Origin of the sequence: Testudinibacter aquarius (assembly GCF_004342725.1) — a bacterium.
Lineage (GTDB): Bacteria > Pseudomonadota > Gammaproteobacteria > Enterobacterales > Pasteurellaceae > Chelonobacter > Chelonobacter aquarius.
The window spans coordinates 105,002-130,166 of sequence record NZ_SMCP01000007.1 but is presented as its reverse complement, the minus strand read 5'-3'; the positions used below and the strand labels follow the sequence as shown (position 1 = coordinate 130,166).

The 25,165-nt window shown below is 45.1% G+C and carries 23 protein-coding genes; 16 read left to right on the top strand and 7 right to left on the bottom strand.

Annotation, left to right across the window (positions count from 1 at the left end):
- Window positions 1-151: 151 nt before the first annotated feature.
- From EDC16_RS08790 to EDC16_RS08755, 8 genes are all read left to right on the top strand, one after another.
- Window positions 152-2,086 (top strand): FTR1 family iron permease, encoded by a 1,935-nt coding sequence (locus tag EDC16_RS08790; protein ID WP_132967473.1) that lies wholly within the window; start codon window positions 152-154, stop codon window positions 2,084-2,086.
- Window positions 2,087-2,104: 18 nt separating this feature from the next.
- Window positions 2,105-2,632 (top strand): iron transporter, encoded by a 528-nt coding sequence (locus tag EDC16_RS08785; RefSeq protein ID WP_132967472.1) that lies wholly within the window; start codon window positions 2,105-2,107, stop codon window positions 2,630-2,632.
- 110 nt (window positions 2,633-2,742) lie between these two features.
- Window positions 2,743-4,164 carry a Fe-S-containing protein gene (locus EDC16_RS08780; protein WP_132967471.1) on the top strand — a complete coding sequence of 474 codons (1,422 nt, stop codon included), beginning with the start codon at window positions 2,743-2,745 and terminating at the stop codon, window positions 4,162-4,164.
- Between the two features lie 2 nt (window positions 4,165-4,166).
- Window positions 4,167-5,504, top strand: coding sequence for an ABC transporter permease (locus tag EDC16_RS08775; RefSeq protein WP_132967470.1), 1,338 nt, complete (start codon window positions 4,167-4,169; stop codon window positions 5,502-5,504).
- Window position 5,505: 1 nt separating this feature from the next.
- Window positions 5,506-6,621 (top strand): ABC transporter permease, encoded by a 1,116-nt coding sequence (locus EDC16_RS08770; protein WP_132967501.1) that lies wholly within the window; start codon window positions 5,506-5,508, stop codon window positions 6,619-6,621.
- Between the two features lie 41 nt (window positions 6,622-6,662).
- Window positions 6,663-7,346, top strand: coding sequence for an ABC transporter ATP-binding protein (locus tag EDC16_RS08765; RefSeq protein WP_132967469.1), 684 nt, complete (start codon window positions 6,663-6,665; stop codon window positions 7,344-7,346).
- Window positions 7,347-7,355: 9 nt separating this feature from the next.
- Window positions 7,356-7,835 carry a TlpA family protein disulfide reductase gene (locus EDC16_RS08760; protein WP_132967468.1) on the top strand — a complete coding sequence of 160 codons (480 nt, stop codon included), beginning with the start codon at window positions 7,356-7,358 and terminating at the stop codon, window positions 7,833-7,835.
- Between the two features lie 39 nt (window positions 7,836-7,874).
- The gene (locus EDC16_RS08755; protein WP_132967467.1) at window positions 7,875-8,213 is read left to right on the top strand and encodes a c-type cytochrome; all 339 of its coding nucleotides are present in this window, start codon (window positions 7,875-7,877) and stop codon (window positions 8,211-8,213) included.
- A gap of 48 nt (window positions 8,214-8,261) precedes the next feature.
- On the opposite strand, the gene EDC16_RS08750 is transcribed toward EDC16_RS08755, so the two are convergent.
- The 5 genes from EDC16_RS08750 to EDC16_RS08730 form a co-directional block, all read right to left on the bottom strand.
- Window positions 8,262-8,441: a type II toxin-antitoxin system VapC family toxin gene (locus EDC16_RS08750; RefSeq protein ID WP_132967466.1), complete on the bottom strand. Its 180-nt coding sequence runs from the start codon at window positions 8,439-8,441 to the stop codon at window positions 8,262-8,264.
- A gap of 73 nt (window positions 8,442-8,514) precedes the next feature.
- Window positions 8,515-9,732 carry an MFS transporter gene (locus EDC16_RS08745; RefSeq protein ID WP_132967465.1) on the bottom strand — a complete coding sequence of 406 codons (1,218 nt, stop codon included), beginning with the start codon at window positions 9,730-9,732 and terminating at the stop codon, window positions 8,515-8,517.
- A 9-nt stretch (window positions 9,733-9,741) separates the two neighbouring features.
- Complete coding sequence (locus EDC16_RS08740; RefSeq protein WP_232517205.1) at window positions 9,742-11,523, bottom strand: ABC transporter ATP-binding protein; 1,782 nt, start codon at window positions 11,521-11,523, stop codon at window positions 9,742-9,744.
- Entirely contained in the window at window positions 11,520-13,307 is a 1,788-nt protein-coding gene (locus EDC16_RS08735) for an ABC transporter ATP-binding protein (protein ID WP_132967464.1), read from the bottom strand. The genes EDC16_RS08740 and EDC16_RS08735 overlap by 4 nt, the downstream gene beginning before the upstream one ends.
- A 2-nt stretch (window positions 13,308-13,309) precedes the next feature.
- Window positions 13,310-15,343, bottom strand: a complete 2,034-nt coding sequence (locus EDC16_RS08730; protein ID WP_132967463.1) for a TonB-dependent receptor — start codon at window positions 15,341-15,343, stop codon at window positions 13,310-13,312.
- Window positions 15,344-15,588: 245 nt separating this feature from the next.
- Between EDC16_RS08730 and EDC16_RS08725 the strand changes: the two genes are divergently transcribed.
- Window positions 15,589-16,167, top strand: coding sequence for a TetR/AcrR family transcriptional regulator (locus EDC16_RS08725; protein WP_132967461.1), 579 nt, complete (start codon window positions 15,589-15,591; stop codon window positions 16,165-16,167).
- Window positions 16,168-16,297: 130 nt separating this feature from the next.
- Here EDC16_RS08725 and uvrA read toward each other — a convergent pair whose 3' ends face one another.
- Window positions 16,298-19,147, bottom strand: coding sequence for an excinuclease ABC subunit UvrA (gene uvrA, locus EDC16_RS08720; protein ID WP_132967459.1), 2,850 nt, complete (start codon window positions 19,145-19,147; stop codon window positions 16,298-16,300).
- A 167-nt stretch (window positions 19,148-19,314) separates the two neighbouring features.
- Between uvrA and ssb the strand changes: the two genes are divergently transcribed.
- Window positions 19,315-19,815 carry a single-stranded DNA-binding protein gene (ssb, locus tag EDC16_RS08715; RefSeq protein WP_132967457.1) on the top strand — a complete coding sequence of 167 codons (501 nt, stop codon included), beginning with the start codon at window positions 19,315-19,317 and terminating at the stop codon, window positions 19,813-19,815.
- 67 nt (window positions 19,816-19,882) lie between these two features.
- On the opposite strand, the gene EDC16_RS08710 is transcribed toward ssb, so the two are convergent.
- Window positions 19,883-20,041, bottom strand: coding sequence for a DUF1328 domain-containing protein (locus EDC16_RS08710; RefSeq protein ID WP_132967455.1), 159 nt, complete (start codon window positions 20,039-20,041; stop codon window positions 19,883-19,885).
- 213 nt (window positions 20,042-20,254) lie between these two features.
- On the opposite strand from EDC16_RS08710, the gene EDC16_RS08705 reads away from it, so the two are divergent.
- From EDC16_RS08705 to rnb, 6 genes are all read left to right on the top strand, one after another.
- Window positions 20,255-21,010, top strand: coding sequence for a Nif3-like dinuclear metal center hexameric protein (locus tag EDC16_RS08705; protein ID WP_132967499.1), 756 nt, complete (start codon window positions 20,255-20,257; stop codon window positions 21,008-21,010).
- 108 nt (window positions 21,011-21,118) lie between these two features.
- Window positions 21,119-21,430 carry an ElaB/YgaM/YqjD family protein gene (locus EDC16_RS08700; RefSeq protein ID WP_132967453.1) on the top strand — a complete coding sequence of 104 codons (312 nt, stop codon included), beginning with the start codon at window positions 21,119-21,121 and terminating at the stop codon, window positions 21,428-21,430.
- A gap of 50 nt (window positions 21,431-21,480) precedes the next feature.
- Window positions 21,481-21,885, top strand: a complete 405-nt coding sequence (locus EDC16_RS08695; protein ID WP_132967451.1) for a phage holin family protein — start codon at window positions 21,481-21,483, stop codon at window positions 21,883-21,885.
- Between the two features lie 11 nt (window positions 21,886-21,896).
- Window positions 21,897-22,175, top strand: a complete 279-nt coding sequence (locus EDC16_RS08690; protein WP_132967449.1) for a hypothetical protein — start codon at window positions 21,897-21,899, stop codon at window positions 22,173-22,175.
- Window positions 22,176-22,290: 115 nt separating this feature from the next.
- A complete protein-coding gene (gene fabI, locus EDC16_RS08685) occupies window positions 22,291-23,079 on the top strand; it encodes an enoyl-ACP reductase FabI (protein WP_132967448.1) in 789 nt (262 codons plus the stop codon).
- 73 nt (window positions 23,080-23,152) lie between these two features.
- Window positions 23,153-25,117: an exoribonuclease II gene (rnb, locus tag EDC16_RS08680; protein ID WP_132967446.1), complete on the top strand. Its 1,965-nt coding sequence runs from the start codon at window positions 23,153-23,155 to the stop codon at window positions 25,115-25,117.
- Window positions 25,118-25,165: the final 48 nt, after the last annotated feature.

The following is a 25,165-nucleotide window of genomic DNA, read 5'->3' as shown; positions in this document are numbered from 1 at the left end:
CACCGCTGATCATGCGGCACACACTTACTGAAGTCATATTTTTTGCGTTAGCGCAAATATTATTAAAAATCCGCTTGAAATAAAATCCGATCAGCTCATAATTAGTCTCACAACCATGATAAGAATTCTCATTTTTACTCGCGTTAATAATATGTTAAAAAAACTCAACTATTTATTACTGACCATCCTTCTATCGCTCACGTTCAATGCAGCAGCCGATCAAGTTGCTGCTGACAACCGCTATCAAGGCTATATCCAAGACATTGAACAGCGTTTGGACAATACGTTGTCGCTATATCGGCAAGGCGAGAAAAACCAAGCCAAAAGTGCGGTACAGATGGCGTATTTCGAGGTGTTTGAAAATCTGGAAGGTCCTATTCGGATCAATATTTCAGCACAGAAAAGCTATCAATTGGAAGCGACTTTCGGCGAAATTCGCAAAATGATCACCGAAAATCAGCCCGAATCAGTCATCGCCGGTAAAATTGATTGGCTAAAAAGCGAGCTCAATCAATTGACCACTGTACTGAACGACGGACATCAACTGACTGCCGAAACACAGCACGGTACCTACCAAAACAGTGAGATTGCGGCATATTGGCAGCAAAGTTTCCAAATTATCGACGATCGGTTGGCTGAAGCCATCACTGCTTATCAACACGGGGATTTAGACACAGCCAAAAAGTCGGTGCAACAGGCACAGTATGAGGGCTACAAAAACTCCGAAATGGAAATGGCGATTCGCCAAAACCGCTCTTCCAGCCAGTCCTCTGCCCTCAACCAACAATTTTACGATTTAATCAAAGCCACACAACAAGCCGACAATCTGACTCAGTTAGGCTATTTAAGCACTCAATTGCTACAAGACATTGAAGAGCAACTGCCGAATCTGCCGATCACCAAACAAGCACAGCTGCTGCAAACAACCGCCAGCGAACAACCACAAACCGACAACTCACAAGATTGGCAACAGGTTGCCGCCGACGTGAATCACGGCATTCAGCAAGCACTTGGGCTTTATCAGCAAGGCAGGCGTGATGAGGCGATTATTGCGGTGCAAGATACCTATTTCGATGTGTTCGAAAGTTCCGGCATGGAAAGCAGCGTCGGCTCGCGCGACAGCCAGCTAAAAACTACGCTGGAAGGTTTTTTCACGCGTTTGGTGGGGCAAATGAAAGCGCAACAGCCGCTCGAAAACTTGCAACAACAAGCCAGTGGCTTATCACAGCAATTGCAAAGTGCGGTCGGGCTGTTGCAACAAACAAATGACAACGCATGGTCCATTTTTGTGTATAGCCTGTTGATTATGCTGCGTGAAGGCTTGGAAGCGTTGCTGATTGTGGCGGCCATTGTGGCGTATCTGGTAAAAAATCAGCATCAGGACAAGCTGCCGGTGATTCGTCAATCGGTGATTATCGCCCTGATCGCCAGTGTGATTACCGCCTTTATTTTCCAACTGCTGTTTGAAAACTCTGGCGCTAATCGTGAATTACTGGAAGGGATCACCATGATTTTTGCCGTGATCATGCTGTTTATGATGAGCTATTGGCTGCTGTCAAAGGTGGAAGCGCAAAATTGGAAACGCTATTTGGAAGGCAAGCTGTCAACTTCTTTAACCACCGGCTCACTCATCGGGCTGTGGCTGACCAGCTTTTTGGCGGTTTATCGCGAAGGAGCGGAAACCGTATTGTTTTACTACGCATTAGTGGGAGATATTCAATCTGCCGACGGTTATTTATATCTGTTAGGCGGAATTATCGTTGGCGTAGTATTGTTGTTAATTGTCTATTTTATTATGCGTTTTACCGTCGTAAAACTGCCGCTAAAACCGTTTTTTATGTTAACCGGCAGTTTTATGTATTTGATGGCATTTGTGTTTGCCGGCAAAAGCGTATTGGAGCTAATCGAAGGAAAACTGATACAGCCCACTCTGCTGTCCGGTTTTCCTGAAATCGCCTGGCTTGGAATTTATCCTTATTTAGAAACCTTGATTCCACAAGCCGTGTTAATTTTAGCCGCTATCTTCGCCCTGTTTTATATGAAGAGCGCTGCTAAAAAACAGGTGTTAACTGATATTTCACACTAAACTTTTTAGAGGTATTTTATGAATTTCAAGAAAACATTCATCACTGCTACTCTGTTAGCCGGTATTTTCTCCGCCACCTCTGCGCTGGCATTTAAAGAGTATCCGGCAGGAGAACCGATTACCATGAACGAAATGGAAATTGCAGCAGTCTATTTGCAGCCGATTGACATGGAACCACGTGGCATGGGCTTGCCTGCTGCCAAATCCGATATTCACTTGGAAGCGGATATTCATGCGATTGAAGGCAATAAAAACGGCTTCGGCGCTGGCGAATGGATGCCGTATTTGACCATTAATTATACGTTGGAAAATCTGGATACCGGCGAAAAACAACAAGGTACCTTCATGCCGATGGTTGCCGGCGATGGTCCGCACTACGGGGCGAATATCAAAATGATGGGCGTTGGTAACTATAAAGTCACTTATCATATTGAGCCACCATCAAAAGCCGGATTACACCGCCACACCGACAACGAAACCGGGGTTGGTCGTTGGTGGAAACCGTTTGATGCCGCTTTTGAATTCAAGTACACCGGTTTGAATTAAGTATAACCGCACTTTGCCGCGCCACTACTCGGCGTGGCGTATTTTTGTTTTTAAACCCGTTTGATGGCTCAAGCTCAAGCGGGTTTAAAAATATCAATAAGGTTGTTGGAATGAACTATTTTTTTACATCTGTTTTGCAATTACTGCTGCCGTTCAGTCTGCTGAGCGGACTACTGTGGGCAAGCCAGCTGTGGCCTGCACAGCGCAATATTCCCGATAAAGCCTTGCACTGGCTTTCGTTGACCGCACTTTGTGTCGGTTTTTTGCTCTGGCAGCTACTAACCCCCAACCAAACCCTCAAGTTGGCATTGTCACTACTCTACGCTTCTGTTTTACTTTTTAGTCTGATTGCTGCGCCACTCAACCGGCGAATCCTGCTGTACTTGGCTCAAATCGGATTATTACTGTTTTGCGGTATTTTCTGGGCGCAAAATCCTAATCTTAGTGCCATCACCACCACTGAAATCATTAACACCGACTTTATTCTGAATCTGTTTACCATCGCAACCGCACTTCTGTTTTGCCTGCTCGCCGCTAACTGGATTGCTGTCCTATTGGCACAAAGCCAACACGCATTACACTATCTGCGTATGCTGGCTATCGTGTTATTGATCTTTTGGTTACTGCTGCCGCTAAGTGGGCAAATTTTGCTGTCGCTGATCAAATTGCAGCTGGTGGATTTGGATAAAGGGTTGCTGAGTTTTGTTGCCAAAACCTTGAATTTAACGCTCTATAATAACTATTTAATCGCAATCATCATTTTAGGGATAACTCTGCTGTTTTGGGTTAAAGTGCAAAAACCACGCAGACACGCTGTTAAACAACAGCACGACTTAATCGAAAAACGCCAAAAAACCGCACGTTACCGACAGGCACGACGTATCACCCTGTCCGGTTTAATCTTGGCATTAATCGTTATTAGCGCGCAATGCTATTGGGATAACATTGCTTCACAACCGCCGCGGCTCTCAGAAGCCACCCCGGTAACATTGTCAGACAATGATCAGATTCATATTGATATCAAACAGGTCAGCGACGGCAAATTACACCGCTTTGTCTGGATTTCTGATGAAGGCAAAGCAGTGCGTTTCTTTATTATTAACCGCTTAAGTGATCGGCTCAGTTTGGGCGTGGTGTTCGATGCCTGTTTGTTGTGCGGCGATCAGGGTTATGTAATGCAAGGCAACCAAGTGGTTTGCGTGGCGTGTGGCGTACATATGTTTATTCCGTCAATCGGCAAGCCTGGCGGCTGCAACCCGGTGCCGATTAATGATTGGCAACAAACCGAGACCCAGGTGATTATCGATAAAAAAAGTTTGGAAGAGGGCTTAAATTACTTTTCAACCATCGTCAAGTTGGACGTGACTGATCCGGTGGACGGTACTAAACTGATCAATACCGAAGCCAAGTTCAAATATAGCTACGCCGGTAAAAGCTACTTTTTTGCTTCGGAGCAGAATCTGAATCAGTTCCGTGACAACCCCGAACGTTATTTAACCAAACACAAACAACGCGAATCGACGGAGGAATAGCCATGCTGCTGCGTATGTTGCTGCAATCTTGGAAACACGGACTGCGCCGCAAATTCTTAGCGATTTTCACCATTTTTCTGGCGGCCGGACTGGTCTCTGCGCTGCTGGCGGTGTCGATTGATATTGGCGATAAAATGGCAAAAGAGCTGAAATCCTACGGTGCCAATATTTTGATCGAGCCTGCTGCTCAAGCAGCACTGCCACAAGTAGATCAAGAACGGGAAAATCTGTTGCTGGGACAAGATTTTTTAGACGAAAAAGAACTGCCGAATATTAAAGACATCTTTTGGGGCAATAATATTGTCGGTTTTGCACCACAATTGAATGCCCCTTTTGAGCTGATCAGCCACAACGGGCAAACAGTGCAACAGGATATCAGCGTGTTAGGTACGTTTTTTGATTATCCAATCGGCATTCCGGACGATCCTGACTACCACACCGGACAAAAAATCATCAGCCCATATTGGCAAGTAGAAGGACAATGGGCTGATGACAGTGATAAAAGTGCGGTCGAGATGCCAGCATTTGCCACTCAAGCCTTAGTCGGTCGTCAACTTGCCGCCAATGCCAATATTCATATTGGTGATCGGTTGCAATTAATGCCGTTCAACGATAAACCGACCGCACTTTTGCAGGTAACGGTCAGCGGTATTTTATCCAGTGGCGGCAACGAAGAAAATCAATTGGTTGTGCCGTTGCAAGCAGTGCAAAACAGCTTGAATCTACATGGCAAAGTACAATCAGTGAAAGTTTCGGCATTGACCGTGCCGGAAAATGATTTGTCACGCAAAGCACGTGAAAATCTGGAAGCGTTGGATGCGGAAGAGTATGACCGTTGGTACTGTACTGCTTATGTTTCCTCGATTGCCCACCAACTGGAAGAAGCGGTTTCCGGCGCTGTTGTTCGCCCGATTTGGCAAGTGGCAGCTTCCGAAGGCGTGGTGATTGAAAAAATTCAGTTGCTGTTGGCGGTAGTAACATTGGCGGCACTGCTGGCTTCAGCTATGGGCATTGCCTCTTTGATGACCAGTAATATTATTGAACGCAGTAAAGAGATTGGTCTGATGAAAGCCTTGGGAGCAGATCAAACTGAAATTAATCTGCTGTTCTACAGTGAAGCGGCTCTCAGCGGTATTCTCGGCGGACTACTCGGCTGTTTGGCAGGGTGGGGACTTTCGGGCATCATCGGCGATGCTCTGTTCGGGCAACCGCTGTCGTTTGCTTGGATTGTGGTGCCATGCGTACTGTTTTTATCGGTGTTGATCGCACTTATCGGCACATGGTTTCCGGCACACCGCATTACCAAACTTTATCCGATAGAGGTGCTGTATGGGCGATAATATGTTTTGGCGATTAGTGTTGCGTGCCCTGCGATTACGCTTGCAGCGGGTAGCCATTATCTTTGCGGCATTAAGCGTTGGTGCAGCGATTGTCACTGCAATGTCGGCAGTCTATTTTGATATTAACAGCAAAATGAGCCAAGAATTGCGCACCTTCGGCGCTAATTTTTATATCGGTTCGCAACATCAAAACTTGATGTCACAAGCGCAATTCGAACAGATTATCCAACAAGCTCCGCAGGGATTACTCAATGCTGCCGGCCCGTATTTATACGGCATCACTCGCAGCGAACTGGAAAAAATCGTGATTATGGGCGTTTGGTTTAACACTATGCCGACCCTGGCACCCTACTGGCAAATCAACGGACAGCAAATCGGGGTCAATTTTGATCAACGCAACGTGATGATCGGCAAAACATTAGCAGAACGACTGCATTTAAATGTTGGCGATAGTATTACGTTAAGCAACGATCAACAACAAAAACAACAATTTAATATTAAAGCGATTATCGAAGCCGGTGATGCCACTGACAATATGCTGATCGTCAATTTGGAGTTCGCACAACAGTGGCTGAACAAATCGAACAAGATCAGCTATGCGCTATTGAGCGTTAAAAACGAGCAAGGACAAGTGGAGCAGTTTGCCGAGCAACTGCGTCAGCAATATCCCGATCTGGAAATTCGCCCGATTCGCAAAGTTTCGGCATCCGAAGGGCAAATTTTGGATAAGATCAAAGGTTTGATGGGCTTGATTTCGCTAGTTATCTTGGTGCTGGCGACATTGTGTGTCAATACCACACTAATCGCGATCATCGCCGAGCGTGCCAAAGAGTTCGCGCTACAAAAAGCGCTTGGCGCCAAACGCCGCGACATTATCAAACAAATCACCACTGAAACCCTGCTAATCGCACTGTTGGCGACTATTGTCGGCTTGGTATTAGGCTATATTCTGGCGCAAATCTTGGGCATTGCCGTGTTTAAATCCAGTATTGATTTGCGACTGCCGGTGATTCCGATCACACTGCTGCTCTCATTGATCGTCACCCTACTGGCAGTAATTGTACCGACCCGACGCGCATTACAAATTGAAACTGCCAACGTCTTAAAAGGCGAATAATTGAAAGACAAATAATTAAAAGGCGAATAACAAGGAAAAGTATGAACAAGGAAAATTGGGTGATTGAAACCCGACATTTAGTCAAACGCTTCGGACAAGTGACCGCACTTGACGATATTAATATTCGAATTGCCGCCGGTGAATTCGTAGCAATTATGGGTGCGTCCGGTTCCGGCAAAACCACCTTGATGAATATTCTCACCTGTTTAGACACTGCCAGTGACGGCAAGGTGATTCTCGATGGTGTTGATGCCGCTCAGCTGAACGAAGAGCAACGCCAACGTTTCCGTGCCGAAAAAATCGGTTTGGTGTTTCAGCAGTTTCATTTAATTCCCTATCTGACCGCACTTGAAAATGTAATGTTGGCGCAACACTATCACAGCGTCACCGATGAACCATCGGCAACAGCGGTGCTGAATCAAGTCGGCTTAGCGCATCGAATCAACCATCTGCCCAGCCAACTCTCCGGCGGCGAGCAGCAACGGGTTTGTATCGCACGTGCTTTGGTCAACCGTCCGCCGGTAATTTTTGCCGATGAACCGACCGGTAACTTGGACGAAACTAACGAGCGCTTAATTTTGCAGCTGTTGACTGAGTTGAATCAACAAGGACGCACGATTGTGATGGTCACCCACAATCCGGAATTGGGCAAGCTGGCACACCGCACTATTTTCCTGCAACACGGCAAATTTTTACACGAAGAACAACACATAAAGCAACATTAAAGGCAATTTATGAAATCACTACTCAAAACGCTTACCTTCAGTTTGGCATGTCTATTATTAAGCGCCTGCGAACCACAATCGGCAACGCTCGGCAAACCTGCACCGGAGCTCGCAACATTCAGTCTCAATGGAGAAACCGTGAAACTAGAAAATGTGATCAAGCAAAAGCCGTTGTTTATCACCTTTTGGTCAGAAAGCTGCGGTGGTTGCATTGCTGAAATGCTAGCATTACAGCACTTGCAGCAAGAACAACCGGATAAACTGGATTTTTTGGCGATCAATATCGACGGTAAAGATGCCGACACTGCCGCTGTTGCTAAACAGCATGGCATTACATTGCCCGTTGTGAAAGATCAACTAGGGATTACTGCTGAACGCTATCAAGTTGTCGGCACCCCAACATCCTTTCTGATCGCTACCAACGGCGTATTGCAACAACGCATGGAAGGATTTGATCACGAACGGGTTAGTGCGCTGTTTAAAAACTAAAATAGCAAAATAAGACTTGATGTTATAGGATTCATTTTGATGAGGATTGCCAAAATGCGGTTTACTTTTACACAGTTATGTTCATTTATAGTTGCCTTATTGACAGTGCAAAGTGCGGTTGCGCTTACCGATGCCGACATCGCCAAAGGCAAACGCCAATATCAACAACTGTGCGCAATGTGTCATGGTCGCAATGCTGATAAACAGGCGCTCAACAGCTCCGCCATCATCGCCGGACTGCCTGCAACAGAGATTGTCAGCGCACTGCACAAACGCAAAAACGGCGAAATCGACGGCGGCGGCAACACAGTGAAAGCCCGTTTAACTGAACAGGATATCCAAAATCTGGCGGCGTATATTGAAACCTTAGGAAAATAACAATTAGGCAAAGTGCAGCTCAAAATTGACCGCACTTTGTATTTTTTATCAGGCAGCAGGGTTTAGTAATTGAATTCCGTATTGTGGAATTTTTTCGTCAGCAGTAATAAAAATTAAACCTTCAGCTTGTGCTTGCGCTATCAGCATTCGATCAAAGGGATCGGTATGATAAGCTGGCAGTTTTCCTGCTTGCTCCGCATGGAAATGTGTAATAGCTAAGTAAAGCAATTTTTAAACTGAAATGCAAGCAAAGTACAATAATCAAACAACACATACCGCAAAACCGCGCTTTCAAGTCTCACTAAGCATACGCCGATCTTTTAAACCATACCATTAACCAAATCAGTACCGTAAACCCGGTGGCAAGCAGGTAAACACTGGTGTAGCCACCGAAGCTGACGATCCGCAGCGCGCTAAAACTCGCCAGATAAGCGCCTAATAATACGATGGTATATTGTAGTGAGGTGTCTAGCGTTGCCAGTTTGGAATCCGCTTTATCCATCAACATTGTCAGGATAATCGGTAGCATAAAACTGTATGCCACACTAAGTAGTACAATCGGCAAGATAATTAAATATTGATCAAGACGGATCAGTTGCTCGCTAAAACAGAACGTAGCAACCAGCAAAATTTGTATCAGTAAAATGGTATTGATGACCTGAAAACGTTGATACTTTTGTAAAAAATAGCCGGATAACGGTAAAACAGCAATGCAGATCAACGGAATAATAATTGCCAACAGCAAGCCGATGTTTTGTGCCTGCCAGCCTAATTCATTCAGTCGTGGAATAAACGTGGTCGCCACTAACGCGCTGGGAATACAGGAAAAAAACAGCAATATTAACCAATGATAACCAACATTTGGTCGCTGCCAAAAATCAATAAAACGTTTAAATAGAAAACCCAACCGCACTTTTTCTGCCTGCTCGCCGCTTGCTGCAACTTCGGTATAAAATAGTAGCTGTAAACCGAGCAACAGTGACAGCAGCACCATCAAACTGATCGCCGAATACCAACCAAAATGTTGATACAGATACAGCGCCAGTCCGCCGCCGATCATTTTTCCGACTCGAGCACCACCAACTTGAATTGCGCCACCATAGCCACGTTTTTTGAACGGCAATAACGAACAAGTTAAACCTAATGTCGCGCAGCTAAAAAACAGACTCATCAAGCTAAATACCGCACATAGCAACAATAGTGCGATGAAATGTTGTTGCGGTTGGATAAAATATAAACTGATAAAACTCACTAACATCACGAGATTAGACAGAAACAGCCAGCTTTTAAAATGCCCGAAACGTTTAAATGAAAAACGTTCGATTAGCGGCGAAATAATACAAGCGGCGGCTTCAATACCTGCCAGCATATAAATCCAACTTAATTGATTAAGCGTAAAGCCCTGCTCTTTCAACATGGTAATCAAGGCGATCAGATAAAAACCGATAATACTGGTTTTAAAGGTGGCACTACTGATCAAAAGTGCCCAATCCTGCAACGTTAAGGTTCGCTTTTCCATTACTTACGCTCAATCTATTGTCGTTTCAGCCTGTTGTTGATAACGCCAAAACTCTGCATAGCGCCCGTTGATTTGTAATAATTGCGAATGCGTTCCCTGCTCGCTGATGTGTCCGTTATGCAAGACGCAAATTTGGTGTGCGCCAACTACGGTGGATAAGCGGTGGGCAATCACCAAAATGGTTCTGTTTTTCACTAATTTATCCAGTGCTTTTTGTACTGCCAATTCATTGTGCGTATCCAATGCCGCTGTCGGTTCATCCAAAATCAGAATCGGTGCATCTTTCAAAATTGCCCTTGCAATCGCCAAACGCTGTTTTTCGCCACCGGACAAATTGCTGCCGATATCGGCTATCGGTGTTTGATATGCCAGTGGTAAACATTGGATAAAATCATGACATTGCGCCTGTTTAGCCGCCGCAATCACCGTTTCATCGTCGGCATCAGGTTTTGCCATGCGGATATTATTGAGAATCGTATCCTGAAACAGATACACATCTTGAAACACCACTGAAATCATACTCATCAATTGTGCCTGGCTTAATTGACGAATATCGACACCGCCAATGCTAATCGTGCCGCTATCGGGATCAGCATAGCGCAGTAACAGCCGCAGCAAGGTGGTTTTGCCGCAACCGCTGGTACCGACAAAGGCATTGAAACTATTTGGCGCAATCTGCAAGTTGATATTTTTCAACACCTTTTCCGGCTGATTCGGATAGGTAAAACTGACATTGTGATAAACAATATTATGGTTGTCCGGCAGCACCGCACTTTCACTCTCTTCGAGTTCCGGCAGCTGCATAATCGCATCTAGTTTTTCACAACTAATGACAAAAATTTCTAGCAGCGAGGTCATTTGTACAAAAAAATTCAGCACATCGGCGGCTCTGGCGATCATCACCATCACCGTTGCCAACAACAACCAACTGGCTGTACCGTTGCCGCTCCAAATCAAACCGAAAATCAGAATAATCAACAGGCTGATTTGCACGGTTGCAGTAATAATTAAATTGGGAATTTCGCCTTTTTGGGTGCCGATTCGCTGGATCACGGCCACATCTTGCGCTACTTGATCAAAACGGCTGATTTTATCATGCAGCTGTGCGGTCGATTTCAACACCTCTAACCCCTGAATAAACTCCACCGCTTCGCCTTTTAAACGTTCGTTGGCTTCCGCCAGAATGCTGAAACCACGTCGAAATGCCTTGCGCCGCCATAAATACAGTGGAATCGTCAGCGGAAAAACGATCAAAATCACCATACCGAAGCGCCAGTCGAAAAACAGCAAAGCAAGTGCGGTCGCCAGTGGGATCGTGATGGCATAAATAATCGTGGTCATTAGGGTGAAAGCATAGGCTGCGGCTTCATTCACGCTTTGCACCAACACCGAATTCAACTCCCCCGAACGAAAACTACTTAAGATCGCCAGTGGCACTTTGCGCAATTTATCGCCCAACAACGAACGCAACTGATACACCGCCAAGTTGGCATAGCCTTTGGTATCATAGCCGTCGGCGACCATTCTTAAACCGATGCTTAAGACTAATAACAGCAACACCACAGCGGTATAAAATTGAATTTGAGGCGTATTATTGCGCTCCATCGCACTAAATAACGGATATAGCAGCGCAATACTGATACCGAAAACTGCCGCCGACAGCGCTGACAAGATTAAACAACTCGTTAATTTTCTTTTTTGACCGCCAGCCATCTGTAACAAATGGCTATAGGTTAAATACAGTCCTTTGGTGTGTTGTGTAGCTTGATTAAAATAAGTTTGCAGCGTCATAGGTTTTCCGTAGCTGATGAAATGGTGGCAGATGAAGATTGTGCTGGCAGTGACCAAGCGCGAGCTTGTTGATATTCTTGCCATAAAGTGCGGTATGCCGAAGCGCTTTGCAGCAAATCATGATGATTACCTTGCGCAATGATTCTCCCCTGTTCCATATATAGGATTTGATCGGCTGAGGTTATCGAAGATAATCGGTGAGCAATCATAATCACGGTTTTATTACGCATTAACTCGTTAAACACCTGCACTAGATTGGCTTCATTTTTAGCATCAGAAAATGCCGTCGGTTCGTCTAAAATTAAAATCGGACGGTTCTGCAAAAAGGCTCTGGCAATGGTTAAGCGCTGTTTTTGCCCGCCAGAAAGCAATTGCCCTCGTTCGCCGACCGGCGTTTGATATTGCTGCGGTAAGCTCATGATAAAATCGTGAATATGGGCTTTTTTCGCCGCTTCAATAATGGCTTGCGCTTCAACATTATCCAGTCCGTAGCTGATATTTTCCGCAATCGAACAAGAAAACAGAAAATTATCCTGAAACACCACCGAACATTGGGTCATTAAATCCTGCGGGTTAATCTGCCGAATATCAATGCCGCCCAGCTTGATACTGCCCGAACTCACATCCCAAAAACGCAGCAGCAAGTTGATTAAGGTGGTTTTTCCTGAGCCGGAAGCACCGATAATCGCGGTAAAACTCTGTTCGGGAATCTTCAAATTCAGTTGTTTTAGCACGGCTTGGTCTTGTGCTGTATAACTAAAACTGACTTTTTCAAATTCAATATCATAGCGGCTTGGCTTTTGTGGATTTGGGCTGATTGGCAAGCTTGACATATTTTCCAGTTCGTTAATTCGTTCGATTGCCGCTCTGGATTTTTCCAGCAGATGAAATAAGCCCATATAGGGATGCATGGTTTCAATTAACCCTGCCGCCAAAATCAAAAAAGCAAACAAACTGAACAACGACAGCAGTGCTAAGCTATGCAGATAAACTCCGATAACAATTAAAAACATCATCATCGGCATTGGAGTAAACAAACTACGTGCCAAACGAGTGGCAAAGCCGACCTGTTTCAACCAGCTGACCATCACCGCATTAAAACGGTTAAGTGCGGTTTTAAAACGCCCGTAGGAGCTGTTACCGGCATCAAAAGTGCGGATCGTACTCATCCCCTGCACATATTCGATAATCGCGCTGTTGATACTTGCCAAGGCTTCGCCATATTGACGGCGGAACAATTTTCCGCGTGAAAACAGCACTCTCAACAGCAACATCACCAACAACGCAAAACCAAAAACCATCAAACCCAAGCGCCAATCCAGCACCAGTAATGCCACCAAAACGAAAATCGGTGTAGTATAGGCTTCCGCTTTTAGTGGTGGTGCGTCGGCAACAAAAACATGCAGTTCACGCACATCGTCCAACAACACTTTTGTTAATGCGCCAGAGCCGATTGACCGCACTTTGCCGAGGGGCAACTCACTGATCTTACGAGATAAACGTTGGCGCAGCAATTTTTCCAGTTGAAAAGCAGCATAATGCGATTGATCATGTGCCTTGATTTTCAAGGTGTAATACACAATCGTCTGCCCCAATAACAGCAAAAGCCAGCCAAACGGAAAACCGCTGTTGTGTGCTGCAAGATAAACCACCTGAATCATTACCAGCCAAATGCTTAACTTCAACAGCTGGGCGAGAGATGCCAATCCCATTGACCAGCGTAATTGAGCGGCAACCGGTCGGCAAATTGCCGCATGCTGTGTTTCTGTAGCCCCAATCTTCATGGCTAAAATCTCAATTCGGTGGATAAACCGATCACACGTGGTTGTAGTTTAAATGCCTCACCTCTATCCGCTGTCGGCATAAAAATATCATTACGCGCATTAAATACATTATCGGCATACAACATCACTCGTCCCTGTTTAAAGTTAAATGCCAGATAGAGATTGGTCTGGTTATAGCCTTTAATTTTTCGCCCCGAACTGTTGGTTAATTCGGAATAGTAGTGATCGACAAAATAGAGATCGCCACCCAATTCCCAATGTTGCAGGAAATGGTAACGCCCGCCAAGCTTGATGGTGTAACTTGGGGAACGGCTCAATTTATTGCCTTGAATACCACTGTCAGGATATTTTTTAATCTTGGTTTTCAACAAACCAACGGCGGCATGGAGGTTTAAATTAGCGGTAACTTGCCAATCGGCATTTGTTTCCATACCGTAGGTGATCACTTTATCAGCATTACGAATCACCACCGAATCTGCAGATAAATAATAAGGCAACTGCATATCTTTGTAATCATTGTAGAAAAGATTGCTGCTTAAAGAAAAATCATTATTCGGGCTATTCCAGCGATGGTAAAGCTCGTAATTCCAAACATATTCCGCTTCATATTCATAACCGGTAAACGGATTGGCAAAAGTTACCCCGGCACCACCCGGGTTATAGCCACGCCCGACTTTCAAGCCTAAGCGCTGCTTATCAGTCACATTCCAGCCTAAATCCATTTTTGGCAAGAAAACATGATATTTTTTATCCCTATTGATATTAAATAACGCACTACCGCCATGACGTTGGTGACCCTCCTGCTCATAACGCGCCGACAATGTAATATCAAATTGCTCATCCGGCGCAAAGGTCATTTCCGCAAATACGGCTTTCGTTTTAGTTTTATCTTTGAATACATTATGGAAAGTGCGAATATCAACCGTTTCATCTTGTTTGGCATTAAAATAGAATAAACCAAATAATCCGGAATACTGATCATCTGATGTTTTGAATTTTGCCACCGGTTCGATTTGCAGCTCTTTACCGTCTATGGTGGCTGGTGCACCGGCGGGTGCCGGCAGAGTTAAACGGCGGCTGTCATAACTTGAATAAACCAGTTTATTTTCAAATTTCCAGTTCTCAGACGCTTGCCAACCAATATCCCAAATGCTGCTGGTTGAACCGGTTTTGATTACCGGGCGCTGCGGTGTGAACCGCGCAGTTACGAGCGGCTGATTACCGGCTTCATTTTGCGGGATTCTGGAATCAATATGGTTAAAGGTTAAACGGCTATAAAAATCCGGAAAGGCTGACGGAGTCCATAGCAATTTGGCTCTGGCGGTGGTGGTTTTGAACCAACGTGGATTGCCGACCGGTTCGTAAGAAATTAAATTAACAAAGCTTTTTCGTTGTTGTTGGTCAACGCTTAACCGGAAGGCAAGTTCATCGGCAATTAACGGTCCTGAAATCATCACAGCCGTTTGTCGGTTATCTTGGCTGCCGATATTCAACTTTGCAGCCCCTTCCCATTCATGGCTTGGATCATTTGAGGTCATCACCACCGCCCCGGCAATCGCATTACGTCCCTGCGCATAACTTTGTGTACCACGGTAGATCTCAACCTGTTTCATATCCCACAGTGATTTTACGCCATGCGCCAACTCTCCGTAGGTTGAGGTGCGTCCGTCAATCGACATATTTAAACGAGGACGAGTTCCGGCAAAAAATGCCGTAGCCCCGGTTGCGGGTCCCGAGCCATCCACTCCTCGCACTGTCGGCAAATCATTACCCAAGCCAGTATCTAAAATATTCACTGTTTGCTTTAGCAGATCCGTGGTAGAGGTGATTTCTCCAGCTTGCTGCAACGCTTTGACAGTGACGACATCTAGGCTGGCACTGGTTTCAAACTTTGATCGCTCGGTTTTTTCACCAGAAACGATAATCTCGTCCAGCTGCTGTTCTGTTGTAGAGACAGCGGCAAAAAGCGATGGACTGTTTAAGGCGAAAAAGCAACCACTGACGACAAGAGCGCAGGGGGTTAAACGGAAAAGCATAGCTGACCTCCGGTTTCTGAATTTGATCAATAGGTTTAAACGTTAATGGAAAGTTGGATTGATAAATATTGATACAATATGGGTTTACAAAATTAATCAAAAAATCCAATATTTGTTAATATAGATTATTAACCCAAACAATGCAAATGATAATAGTTGGTATTCGATATGAATTTGCTTAAAAACCCCATTTTTATTATGCTTACCACTATTGGATAAAACAGATCATCAAGAGAAAACCAACAATGAGTAAATCCGCTGTGATACAACAAACCGCACTTCAACTGTTCTCACAACAAGGCTGGAAACGGATTTCTGTCGATGAAATTTGCCGACAAGCACAAGTCAGCCGAGTTACGTTTTATAAGCATTTTAAAAATAAAAATGATCTGCTTAAACAGTTGTTGTTTTCACAAAAAGAAGAAATCCGCTTACGGTTTTTACACTTTTTAGATCATGAGATCTCATTGGAAAGTATTATTCAAAAGATTTTTCAAATGCAGGAAGAGGCGTTGAATGGGCTGTACTCACAGCCAATGCAGGCAGATTTCCAATACCATTCAGACGAAGAAATGCGGTCTTTTTTTGCCACACTAGAACAGGAAAAACACTGTTTTATGTCTCATTTTTTTCAACAATTACAAGCTAAACGAATTATCCAACAAGATTTTCCAATTACATTAATCAGTCTGTTCATTCGCAAAATTGATGAATTGCGCACCGACCCACAGCTTTGCAACTTATATCGTGGCAAAGAACACCAATTAAACATTGATGCCTTACAGCTGATGATGTACGGTATTGCTTATAAAAAAGAAAAATAGCACCACTCAAAGACCAACAAATTAGGGGCTGTTGATGTTCAGCTTTTTGACAGTAAACACCGCAGCCAACAATACTGATGTCCGCTGCGGTGGGAATTAACTGCTTTAACTATATGTTAAACTTTTGATCTTATAAACCGCACTTTGCTATTTTCTTGGCTAAAATCGGTGCCAAAAATCTTGCCGTATGTGATTCGGTATTTTTGACCAGCTGTTCTGGTGTTCCTTCGGCAATAATTTGCCCACCGCCGTCACCACCTTCCGGTCCGAGATCAATAATCCAATCCGCTGTTTTAATCACATCCAGATTATGCTCAATCACCACAATGGTATTACCCTGATCGCGCAAGCGGTGCAACACGCCTAATAGCTGTTTAATGTCGGCAAAATGCAAACCGGTGGTTGGTTCATCTAAGATATACAGCGTCTTGCCGGTATCACGTTTTGACAGTTCGGTTGCCAGCTTAACCCGCTGTGCTTCCCCGCCCGACAACGTTGTAGACGATTGTCCCAAACGGATATAGGACAAGCCGACGTCCATTAACGTTTGCAACTTGCGTGCGATCATCGGCACCGCGGCAAAAAATGCTAATCCTTCTTCCACCGTCATGTCTAAAATCTGGTGAATGGTTTTGCCTTTGTAGCGAATTTCCAAGGTTTCACGATTATAGCGTTTGCCTTTACAGTGGTCGCAAGGCACATACACATCCGGCAAGAAGTGCATTTCCACTTTAATCACGCCATCGCCTTGACAGGCTTCACAGCGCCCACCCCGGACGTTGAAACTAAATCGTCCCGGATTATATCCGCGCGCCCTCGCCTCCGGCACACCGGCAAACAGTTCACGAATCGGCGTGAATAATCCAGTATAGGTCGCCGGATTGGAACGGGGCGTGCGCCCAATCGGACTTTGGTCAATATCGATCACTTTGTCGAAATGACCTAATCCATCAATACTCTCATAAGGCGCCACTTGCGTATTTTCCGCTCGATTTAACGCATTTTGTGCCAACGGAAATAACGTATCGTTGATCAAGGTTGATTTCCCCGAACCCGATACACCGGTGATACAGGTAAATAAACCGACCGGAATCGCCAAGTCGACATTTTTTAAATTGTTGCCACTTGCGCCTTTCAACGTCAGCCATTTGCTCTTATCCACGACAGTACGCTGTGTCGGAATTGCAATTTTTTCTTCGCCAGAGAGGTATTTTCCTGTCAATGACGCTTTATTTTTCATCAATTGTTTAGCCGTGCCGCTGGCAACGATTTCGCCGCCGTGTACCCCGGCACCCGGGCCGATATCAATAATGTGATCGGCCGCCATAATCGCATCTTCATCATGCTCTACTACAATTACCGTGTTGCCCAGATCGCGTAGATGAATCAGGGTTTTCAGCAAGCGTTCGTTATCCCGTTGGTGCAGCCCGATTGACGGTTCATCGAGCACATACATCACCCCAACCAAGCCAGCACCGATTTGGCTGGCAAGGCGAATTCGCTGTGCTTCACCGCCGGATAAAGTTTCTGCCGAGCGGGAAAGTGAAAGGTAATTCAACCCGACATTCACCAAGAATGATAACCGCTCTTTAATCTCTTTTAAGATTTTTTCGGCAATTTGCGCCCGTTGCCCACTGAGTTGTAGGTTTTCAAAAAAAGTTAGCGCATTGCCAATACTGCGTTCAGCCACATTCGGCAAATTAAATTGATCGATAAAAACATGACGCGCCTCCGTCCGCAAACGTGAACCGCCACAGGAAGTACAAGGACGCGTGCTGATATTTTTTGCCAGCTCTTCACGCACCGCATTCGATTCGGTCTCTTTATAACGACGCGCCATATTATTCAAAATACCCTCGAATGGGTGACGGCGCAGGGTGATATCACCACGATCATTCACATACTGGAATTCGATTTCGTCATCACCGGAACCGTTCAGCACCACGTCTTGAATGCTTGGCGACAGCTGTTCAAACGGGGTATTGATATCAAAAGCGTAATGTTTTGCCAGTGAACTCAACATTTGAAAATAGTAGAAATTTCGTTTATCCCAGCCTTTAATTGCGCCACTGGCCAACGATATTGCCGAATTTTGAATCACCCGTTTTTCATCAAAATATTGCTGAACACCTAAGCCGTCACAGCTCGGACAAGCACCTGCCGGATTGTTAAACGAGAACAAACGCGGTTCCAGCTCCGCCACCGAATAGCCGCAATGCGGGCAGGCAAAATTGGACGAGAACAGCAGCTCTTCAAGATTTTCGCCTTCCATCGGCGCCACCACAACCGTACCGCCCGACAGCTCAAGTGCGGTTTCAAATGATTCCGCCAAACGGTTCGCCAAATCTGACCGCACTTTGAAACGATCGATCACCACTTCAATGGTATGTTTTTTCTGTAATTCCAGCGTCGGCGGATCGGACAAATCGCAGATTTCCCCGTCGATTCTGGCACGGATGTAACCCTGTGCGGCAATATTTTCTAATAATTTTACATGCTCGCCTTTGCGCTCTTTCACCACCGGCGCCAACAGCATCATCCGACTGCCCTCCGGCAGCTCCAGCACTTTGTCTACCATCTGGCTGATGGTTTGCGCCGTCAACGGCACATCGTGAGTCGGACAGCGCGGCTCACCCACTCTGGCAAACAGCAAGCGCAAATAGTCATAAATCTCCGTGATAGTACCGACCGTCGAACGCGGATTGTGAGAGGTCGATTTCTGTTCAATCGAAATGGCCGGTGACAGCCCTTCAATATGATCAACGTCCGGTTTCTCCATCAATGACAAAAATTGGCGCGCATATGCCGACAGTGATTCAACATAGCGCCGCTGCCCCTCTGCATACAGTGTATCAAATGCCAAAGAAGATTTACCCGATCCGGAAAGCCCGGTGATCACCACCAGTTTTTCTCTCGGAATGGTCAAGTCAATATTTTTTAAGTTGTGGGTACGGGCGCCACGAACCTCAATTTTATCCATAGTTTTATCTCGATTACTTTATCAATTTGGAATGATTATCGCACAAATAAAAAAACTGTGTAAATATCCAGTATATTTTTTATTTTAAAGGGTGATTTTTTTTTCATTTTCAGGCAACATAGAGCCCTATCAAACTCGCTATCAAAATATGAAAACAAGAGGATATTATGGCAGGTGTAAATAAAGTTATTATTGTCGGCAACTTAGGTAACGAACCGGAAATCCGTACTATGCCGAACGGCGAAGCTGTTGCCAACATCAGCGTGGCAACCAGTGAATCTTGGCGCGATAAAAACAGCGGTGAAATGCGTGAAATCACTGAATGGCACCGGATCGTGCTGTACCGCCGCCTAGCTGAGATTGCCGGCGAATACCTGCACAAAGGCAGCAAAGTCTATGTTGAAGGTCGCCTGCGCACCCGTAAATGGCAAGATCAAAATGGTCAAGACCGCTACACCACCGAAATTCAAGGAGACAGCTTGCAGATGTTAGATTCCCGTGGCGATCGTGCTCAAAGTGGTGGCTATGCGCCACAACAAAGCGGCGGTTATGCACCACAGCAGCAGGCTTATGCGGCTCCAGCTTCACGCCCTGCGCAACAAACCACAGCAAAACCAGCGGCTCAACCAGAACCGCCAATTGATTTTGATGATGATATTCCGTTCTAACGCTTAGCTAAAATTTATTGAATAGATCCGGCACCTGTTTTAAAAACTCTGTTTAGGCAGGTGCCAACTAGCGCCTCCGGCCAAAAAGAAAAGACAACACAGCTAAGATCAGAAAAGCAAAGAACAGTATTTTCGCAATCCCAACCGCACTTCCGGCAATACCACCAAATCCCAACGCCGCCGCAATTAATGCGATGATAAAAAAGATCACTGAGTAATGTAACATATCATTCTCCTTGTATAAGGTTAACTTGTATAAGGTCAAAATGAATCGTCGCGCCATCATAGAGTTGGATTACAGCATGACCCTAATAGATATAGCATAAAAATCTGCATAATAGCAAATCTCTACATCAGTTATGCTATAGTAAGACCAAGAAAATACCCTTGTGTGCTTTGCTTAGCATATATTTCAATTTAAGGATCGACAATGACAACAATAAATAACCTGGAATTAGAACACATTTTAAATCAAGAACTTAATAGTGAGGCGATAACCGACTACGCCCCCAACGGCTTGCAAGTAGAAGGCAAAAGTGCGGTCAGGAAAATCATCACCGGTGTGACCGCATGCCAAGCTCTGTTGGATTATGCGGTAGCACAGCAAGCGGATGCTGTGCTGGTGCACCACGGTTATTTTTGGAAAAACGAATCGCCTTTAATTCGTGGCATGAAAGGCAAACGCATTCGCACCTTGCTGGTGAATGATATTAATTTATACGGCTATCATTTACCCCTTGATGTTCACCCGACTTTAGGCAACAACGCCTTATTGGCACAAATGTTGAATGTTAAAAATTTACAACCCCTTGAAAAAAGTGCGGTGTCAATTCCAATTTACGGTGAGCTGCAAACCGCACTTTCAGCAACAGAATTGACCGAGCGCATTTGCACTGCATTACAACGTGAACCACTGCACTGTGGGGACAATGCACCGGATAAAATTCGTACCATTGCCATCTGCACCGGAGGCGGTCAAGATTATATCGATCTCGCTGCCGCACAAGGGATTGATGCTTTTATCACCGGCGAAGTATCGGAACGCACCATTCATTCGGCTAGAGAGCAAGGCATCCATTTTTATGCTGCCGGACACCACGCTACCGAGCGCTGTGGTATTAAAGCACTCGGTGAATGGTTAGCACAGTATTATAAGCTGGATGTGGAGTTTAAAGACATCGATAATCCGGCGTGATCGACTACGTAAATTTGTAAATTTCATGATTCCGCTTTGATTTTATTAAAACAATCGCTTAGGATAAAACCTGACCATCGTTAATATCAACCAAATGGAGAAAATAGTATGAGTAATGATTTTGATACCAAACGTGAACAACTACTTTCCGAATTACAAGATATTCTACAAACTGCTGAAGAATTATTTGACGAAGGCAAAGACGTCAGCGCCGATGAGTTTAAAAAGCTGAAAAAACGGCTGACAGAAAAATCCGGCAGCTATCGCCAGCAGTTAGATGATTTACAGGAAAAATTCTCTGCCAAAACTCGGCAAGCGGCTAAGCAATCCGATGCTTTAATTCAAGATAATCCATATAAAGCGATTGGGATTGCAGCCGGTGTAGCATTTGTAGCCGGTTTACTAATCAACCGTAAATAATTCGGAGCATATGTGGAAGCTGCCCAGCCAGCTTCCCGATATTTCTTGATATGGGAGATAGCATGCAAACGATCACTAAAATTAAATCCGGTATAAAAAATAGTCTGATAACCGCTCTTGAGCTGCTGAATGTGCGGTTGGAGATGGCAAAACTTGAATTTAACGAACAAAAAGAACAGCTTATTTTTATCCTGATTTCATCTCTATTCGGCTTTTTATTACTGCTCTTCGCCGGATTCAGCTTATTTTTTGCCTTAAACGCCTGGCTCCCCGAACCCCAGAAATTCAGCGTTTTTGCCTCCATCAGTGTCGGCTGCCTGTTTGTAGTCATCGTTTTAGCCGCTTTAATCATCCGCGCTATCCGTCGTCAACGTGGATTTTTAGATTCCACACTAAAAGAGCTCAAACTTGATATTGCCGCCATCAGACAGAGTATTAACGCAAAGCATAATTAGGAGATCGGTCTATGTCGTCCACTCAAGATAAAGCATTAGAAAAAGAGCTGTTGCTGCTAAAAGGCGAAGTATTACGCAGGAAGTTTAACCTGCAAACTCAACAAACACGCCGTGAAATCCGACAGCCGTTCTATTATTTAAAAACCATTTCACATCCGATTATCCGCTCTTCGCTGATCTCACTCTCCACCCGCATCTTGTTAGGACGCAGCAAGTGGTTAATATTACCCGCTATCGGCATTGCTTCATTTTTAGCACTTAAAAATAATTCAGATCAAACAAACGATTAATCACCCTGCGTCACTTTTCTGTGTGCTTTTTCTAGCATGGAATCGGCGGAAAGGGTATAATTTGCTGGTTCTTGTCATATCAATGATTCTTTTACATTAAATAGGAAACAGTTCTATGGGTTTTTTAACAAATAAACGTATTTTAATTGCCGGGGTTGCCAGCAATCGTTCAATCGCCTACGGGATCGCTCAAGCTATGTTTGAAGCCGGTGCAGAACTGGCGTTCACTTATCAAAACGAGAAATTAAAATCGCGTGTGGAAGAGTTTGCCAAAGATTTCAACTCCACTATCGTTATCCCGTGCGATGTTGCTAGCGATACCGATATTGACAACTGCTTCCAAGAATTAGCCAAACACTGGGATAAATTCGATGGTTTTGTACACGCGATTGCCTTTGCACCGGGTGACCAATTGGACGGTGACTATGTGAATGCTGTGACGCGCGAAGGTTTCAAAATCGCACACGACATCAGCTCATATAGTTTCGTAGCAATGGCAAAAGCTGCGCGCCCGATGTTGAATGCCGGTGCAGGTTTAGTCACACTGTCATACTTAGGCGCAGAGCGTGCGATTCCAAACTACAACGTAATGGGCTTGGCGAAAGCTTCTTTGGAAGCCAATGTACGCTTTATGGCAAACGCAATGGGCAAAGAGGGAATTCGTGTCAATGCAATTTCTGCCGGTCCGATCCGCACTTTGGCGGCTTCCGGCATCAAAAATTTCAAGAAAATGCTGTCACATTGCGAAGCTGTCACCCCATTACGTCGTACAGTCACGATTGAAGATGTGGGCAAAAGCGCGGCATTCTTGTGTTCCGATCTGGCTTCCGGTGTGACCGGCGAAGTGTTGCACGTCGACGGTGGTTTCAATATTGCTGCGATGAACGAATTAGAAGCGCAATAATATCATCGAGTAAGATTATACTGAGGGCGGATAACTATCCGCCCGTTTTTATGAATGCTAAACAGGAAAAAAGATGTTTCAAAACAATCCATTATTAAGCCAACTGAAACAGCAGATGCGTGAGAGTAAACCACGTGTCGAAGGCTCGGTCAAAGCCAATGAAAAAGGCTTCGGCTTTTTAGAGTGCGACAAGAAAAGCTATTTCATCACCCCGCCTGCGATGAAAAAAGTGATGCACGGCGATAAAATCAGTGCCGTTATTGAAACCAACGGCGACAAAGAACAAGCCGAACCGGAAGCTCTAATCGAACCAATGCTGACCCGCTTTATTGCCAAAGTGCGGTTTAACAAAGAAAAAAAACTGTTATTGATAGTCGATCATCCCAACATCAATAATCTGATCAATGCAGTCAAAGCTGCCGATATCAATGAAGAGCTGCAAGAGGGCGACTGGGTAGTCGCTGAATTACAGAAGCATCCGCTGCGCGACGATCGCGCCTTTTTCGCCAAAATCAGCCAATTTATTTGCCGCGCCGATGACCATTTTGCGCCTTGGTGGGTCACTCTCGCCCGTCACCAACAACCTCGTACACCGGTTGCCGGATTGGATTCATATCAATTTGATCAAACCCTGTCACGCCAAGATCTGACCGCATTGGATTTTGTCACGATTGATGCCGCTTCCACCCAAGATATGGACGATGCGCTATACATTGAAACGACTGATAATGGTTGGAAATTGTGGGTCGCTATTGCCGATCCGACTGCGTATATTCCGCTGGATTCACAAATCGAACAAGATGCCAGACAGCGTTGTTTCACCAATTATCTGCCGGGCTTCAACATCCCGATGTTACCGCGCGAACTGTCCGACGAATTGTGTTCATTGATGCCGCAGCAAAAACGCCCAGCCTTGGTGTGTACCATTGAAACCGATCGCACCGGTGAAATCAGTAGTGAACCGCACTTTAGCGCAGCGTGGATCGAATCTAAAGCCAAGTTGGATTACGATGAGGTTTCCGATTTATTAGAGCAGGTGGAAAATCACTGGCAACCAAACAATGAGAAAATCGCCAAGCAGATCGAATTACTACACCAATTCGCCCTTGCACGCATTGATTGGCGCAAAACGCATGCACTGCTGTTTAAAGAACGCCCGGATTACAGTTTTGAATTAGAACAAGACGGCAAGGTGAAAGCCATTCATGCCAAACACCGTCGCATTGCCAACCAGATCGTGGAAGAAGCAATGATTATCGCCAACACCAGCGCAGCGCAGTATTTGGATCAACACGCCAAGTGCGGTATTTTCAACACCCACAGCGGATTCGATCCGAAATTTCAACAAGCGGCACACGATTTCCTGTTGGCGACCCTTGCCAATGATGACAACCGCGCGGAATTGGCGCAACGTTATTCGGTTGAAAACCTGACCACGCTCAACGGCTATTGCCAAATGCGCCACGATATCGAGCAATATGATTTCAGCTTTTTGGAAATGCGTCTGCGCCGTTTCCTGACCTTTGCCGAATTCAAAGCCGAAGCAGCACCGCACTTTGGTTTGGGCCTGCCAGCCTACGCCACTTGGACTTCGCCGATCCGTAAATATTCGGACATGGTAAACCACCGCATTATAAAACAATGTTTGCTGAATCAAAGTGCGGTCAAGCCGACTGATGACATTCTGACTCGCTTGCAAGAAGCACGCCGCCAAAACCGCATGGTGGAACGTGATATTGCCGATTGGCTTTACTGCTTATATTTTGCGCCATTGGTAGAACAGCAGCCTATTTTTAACGCAGAGATTCAAGACGTCAGCCGTGGCGGTTTACGAGTGCAGTTGCTCGACAACGGTGCGAGTGTGTTTGTGCCGATTTCCACCCTGCACGATAAAAAAGAGGAAACTACCCTCAACAGCGATGAATTGGCGCTGTATATCAAAGATCAAAAAACCTACCAAATCGGTGATCCAGTGCAGATTAAGCTAGTGGAAGTGAATGTCGTCACACGCAGTTTGATTGGCAATGTGGTTTTATAACACTACTATAAAAATCAGAAGGGTGGAGGCAATCCACCCTGATAAAGA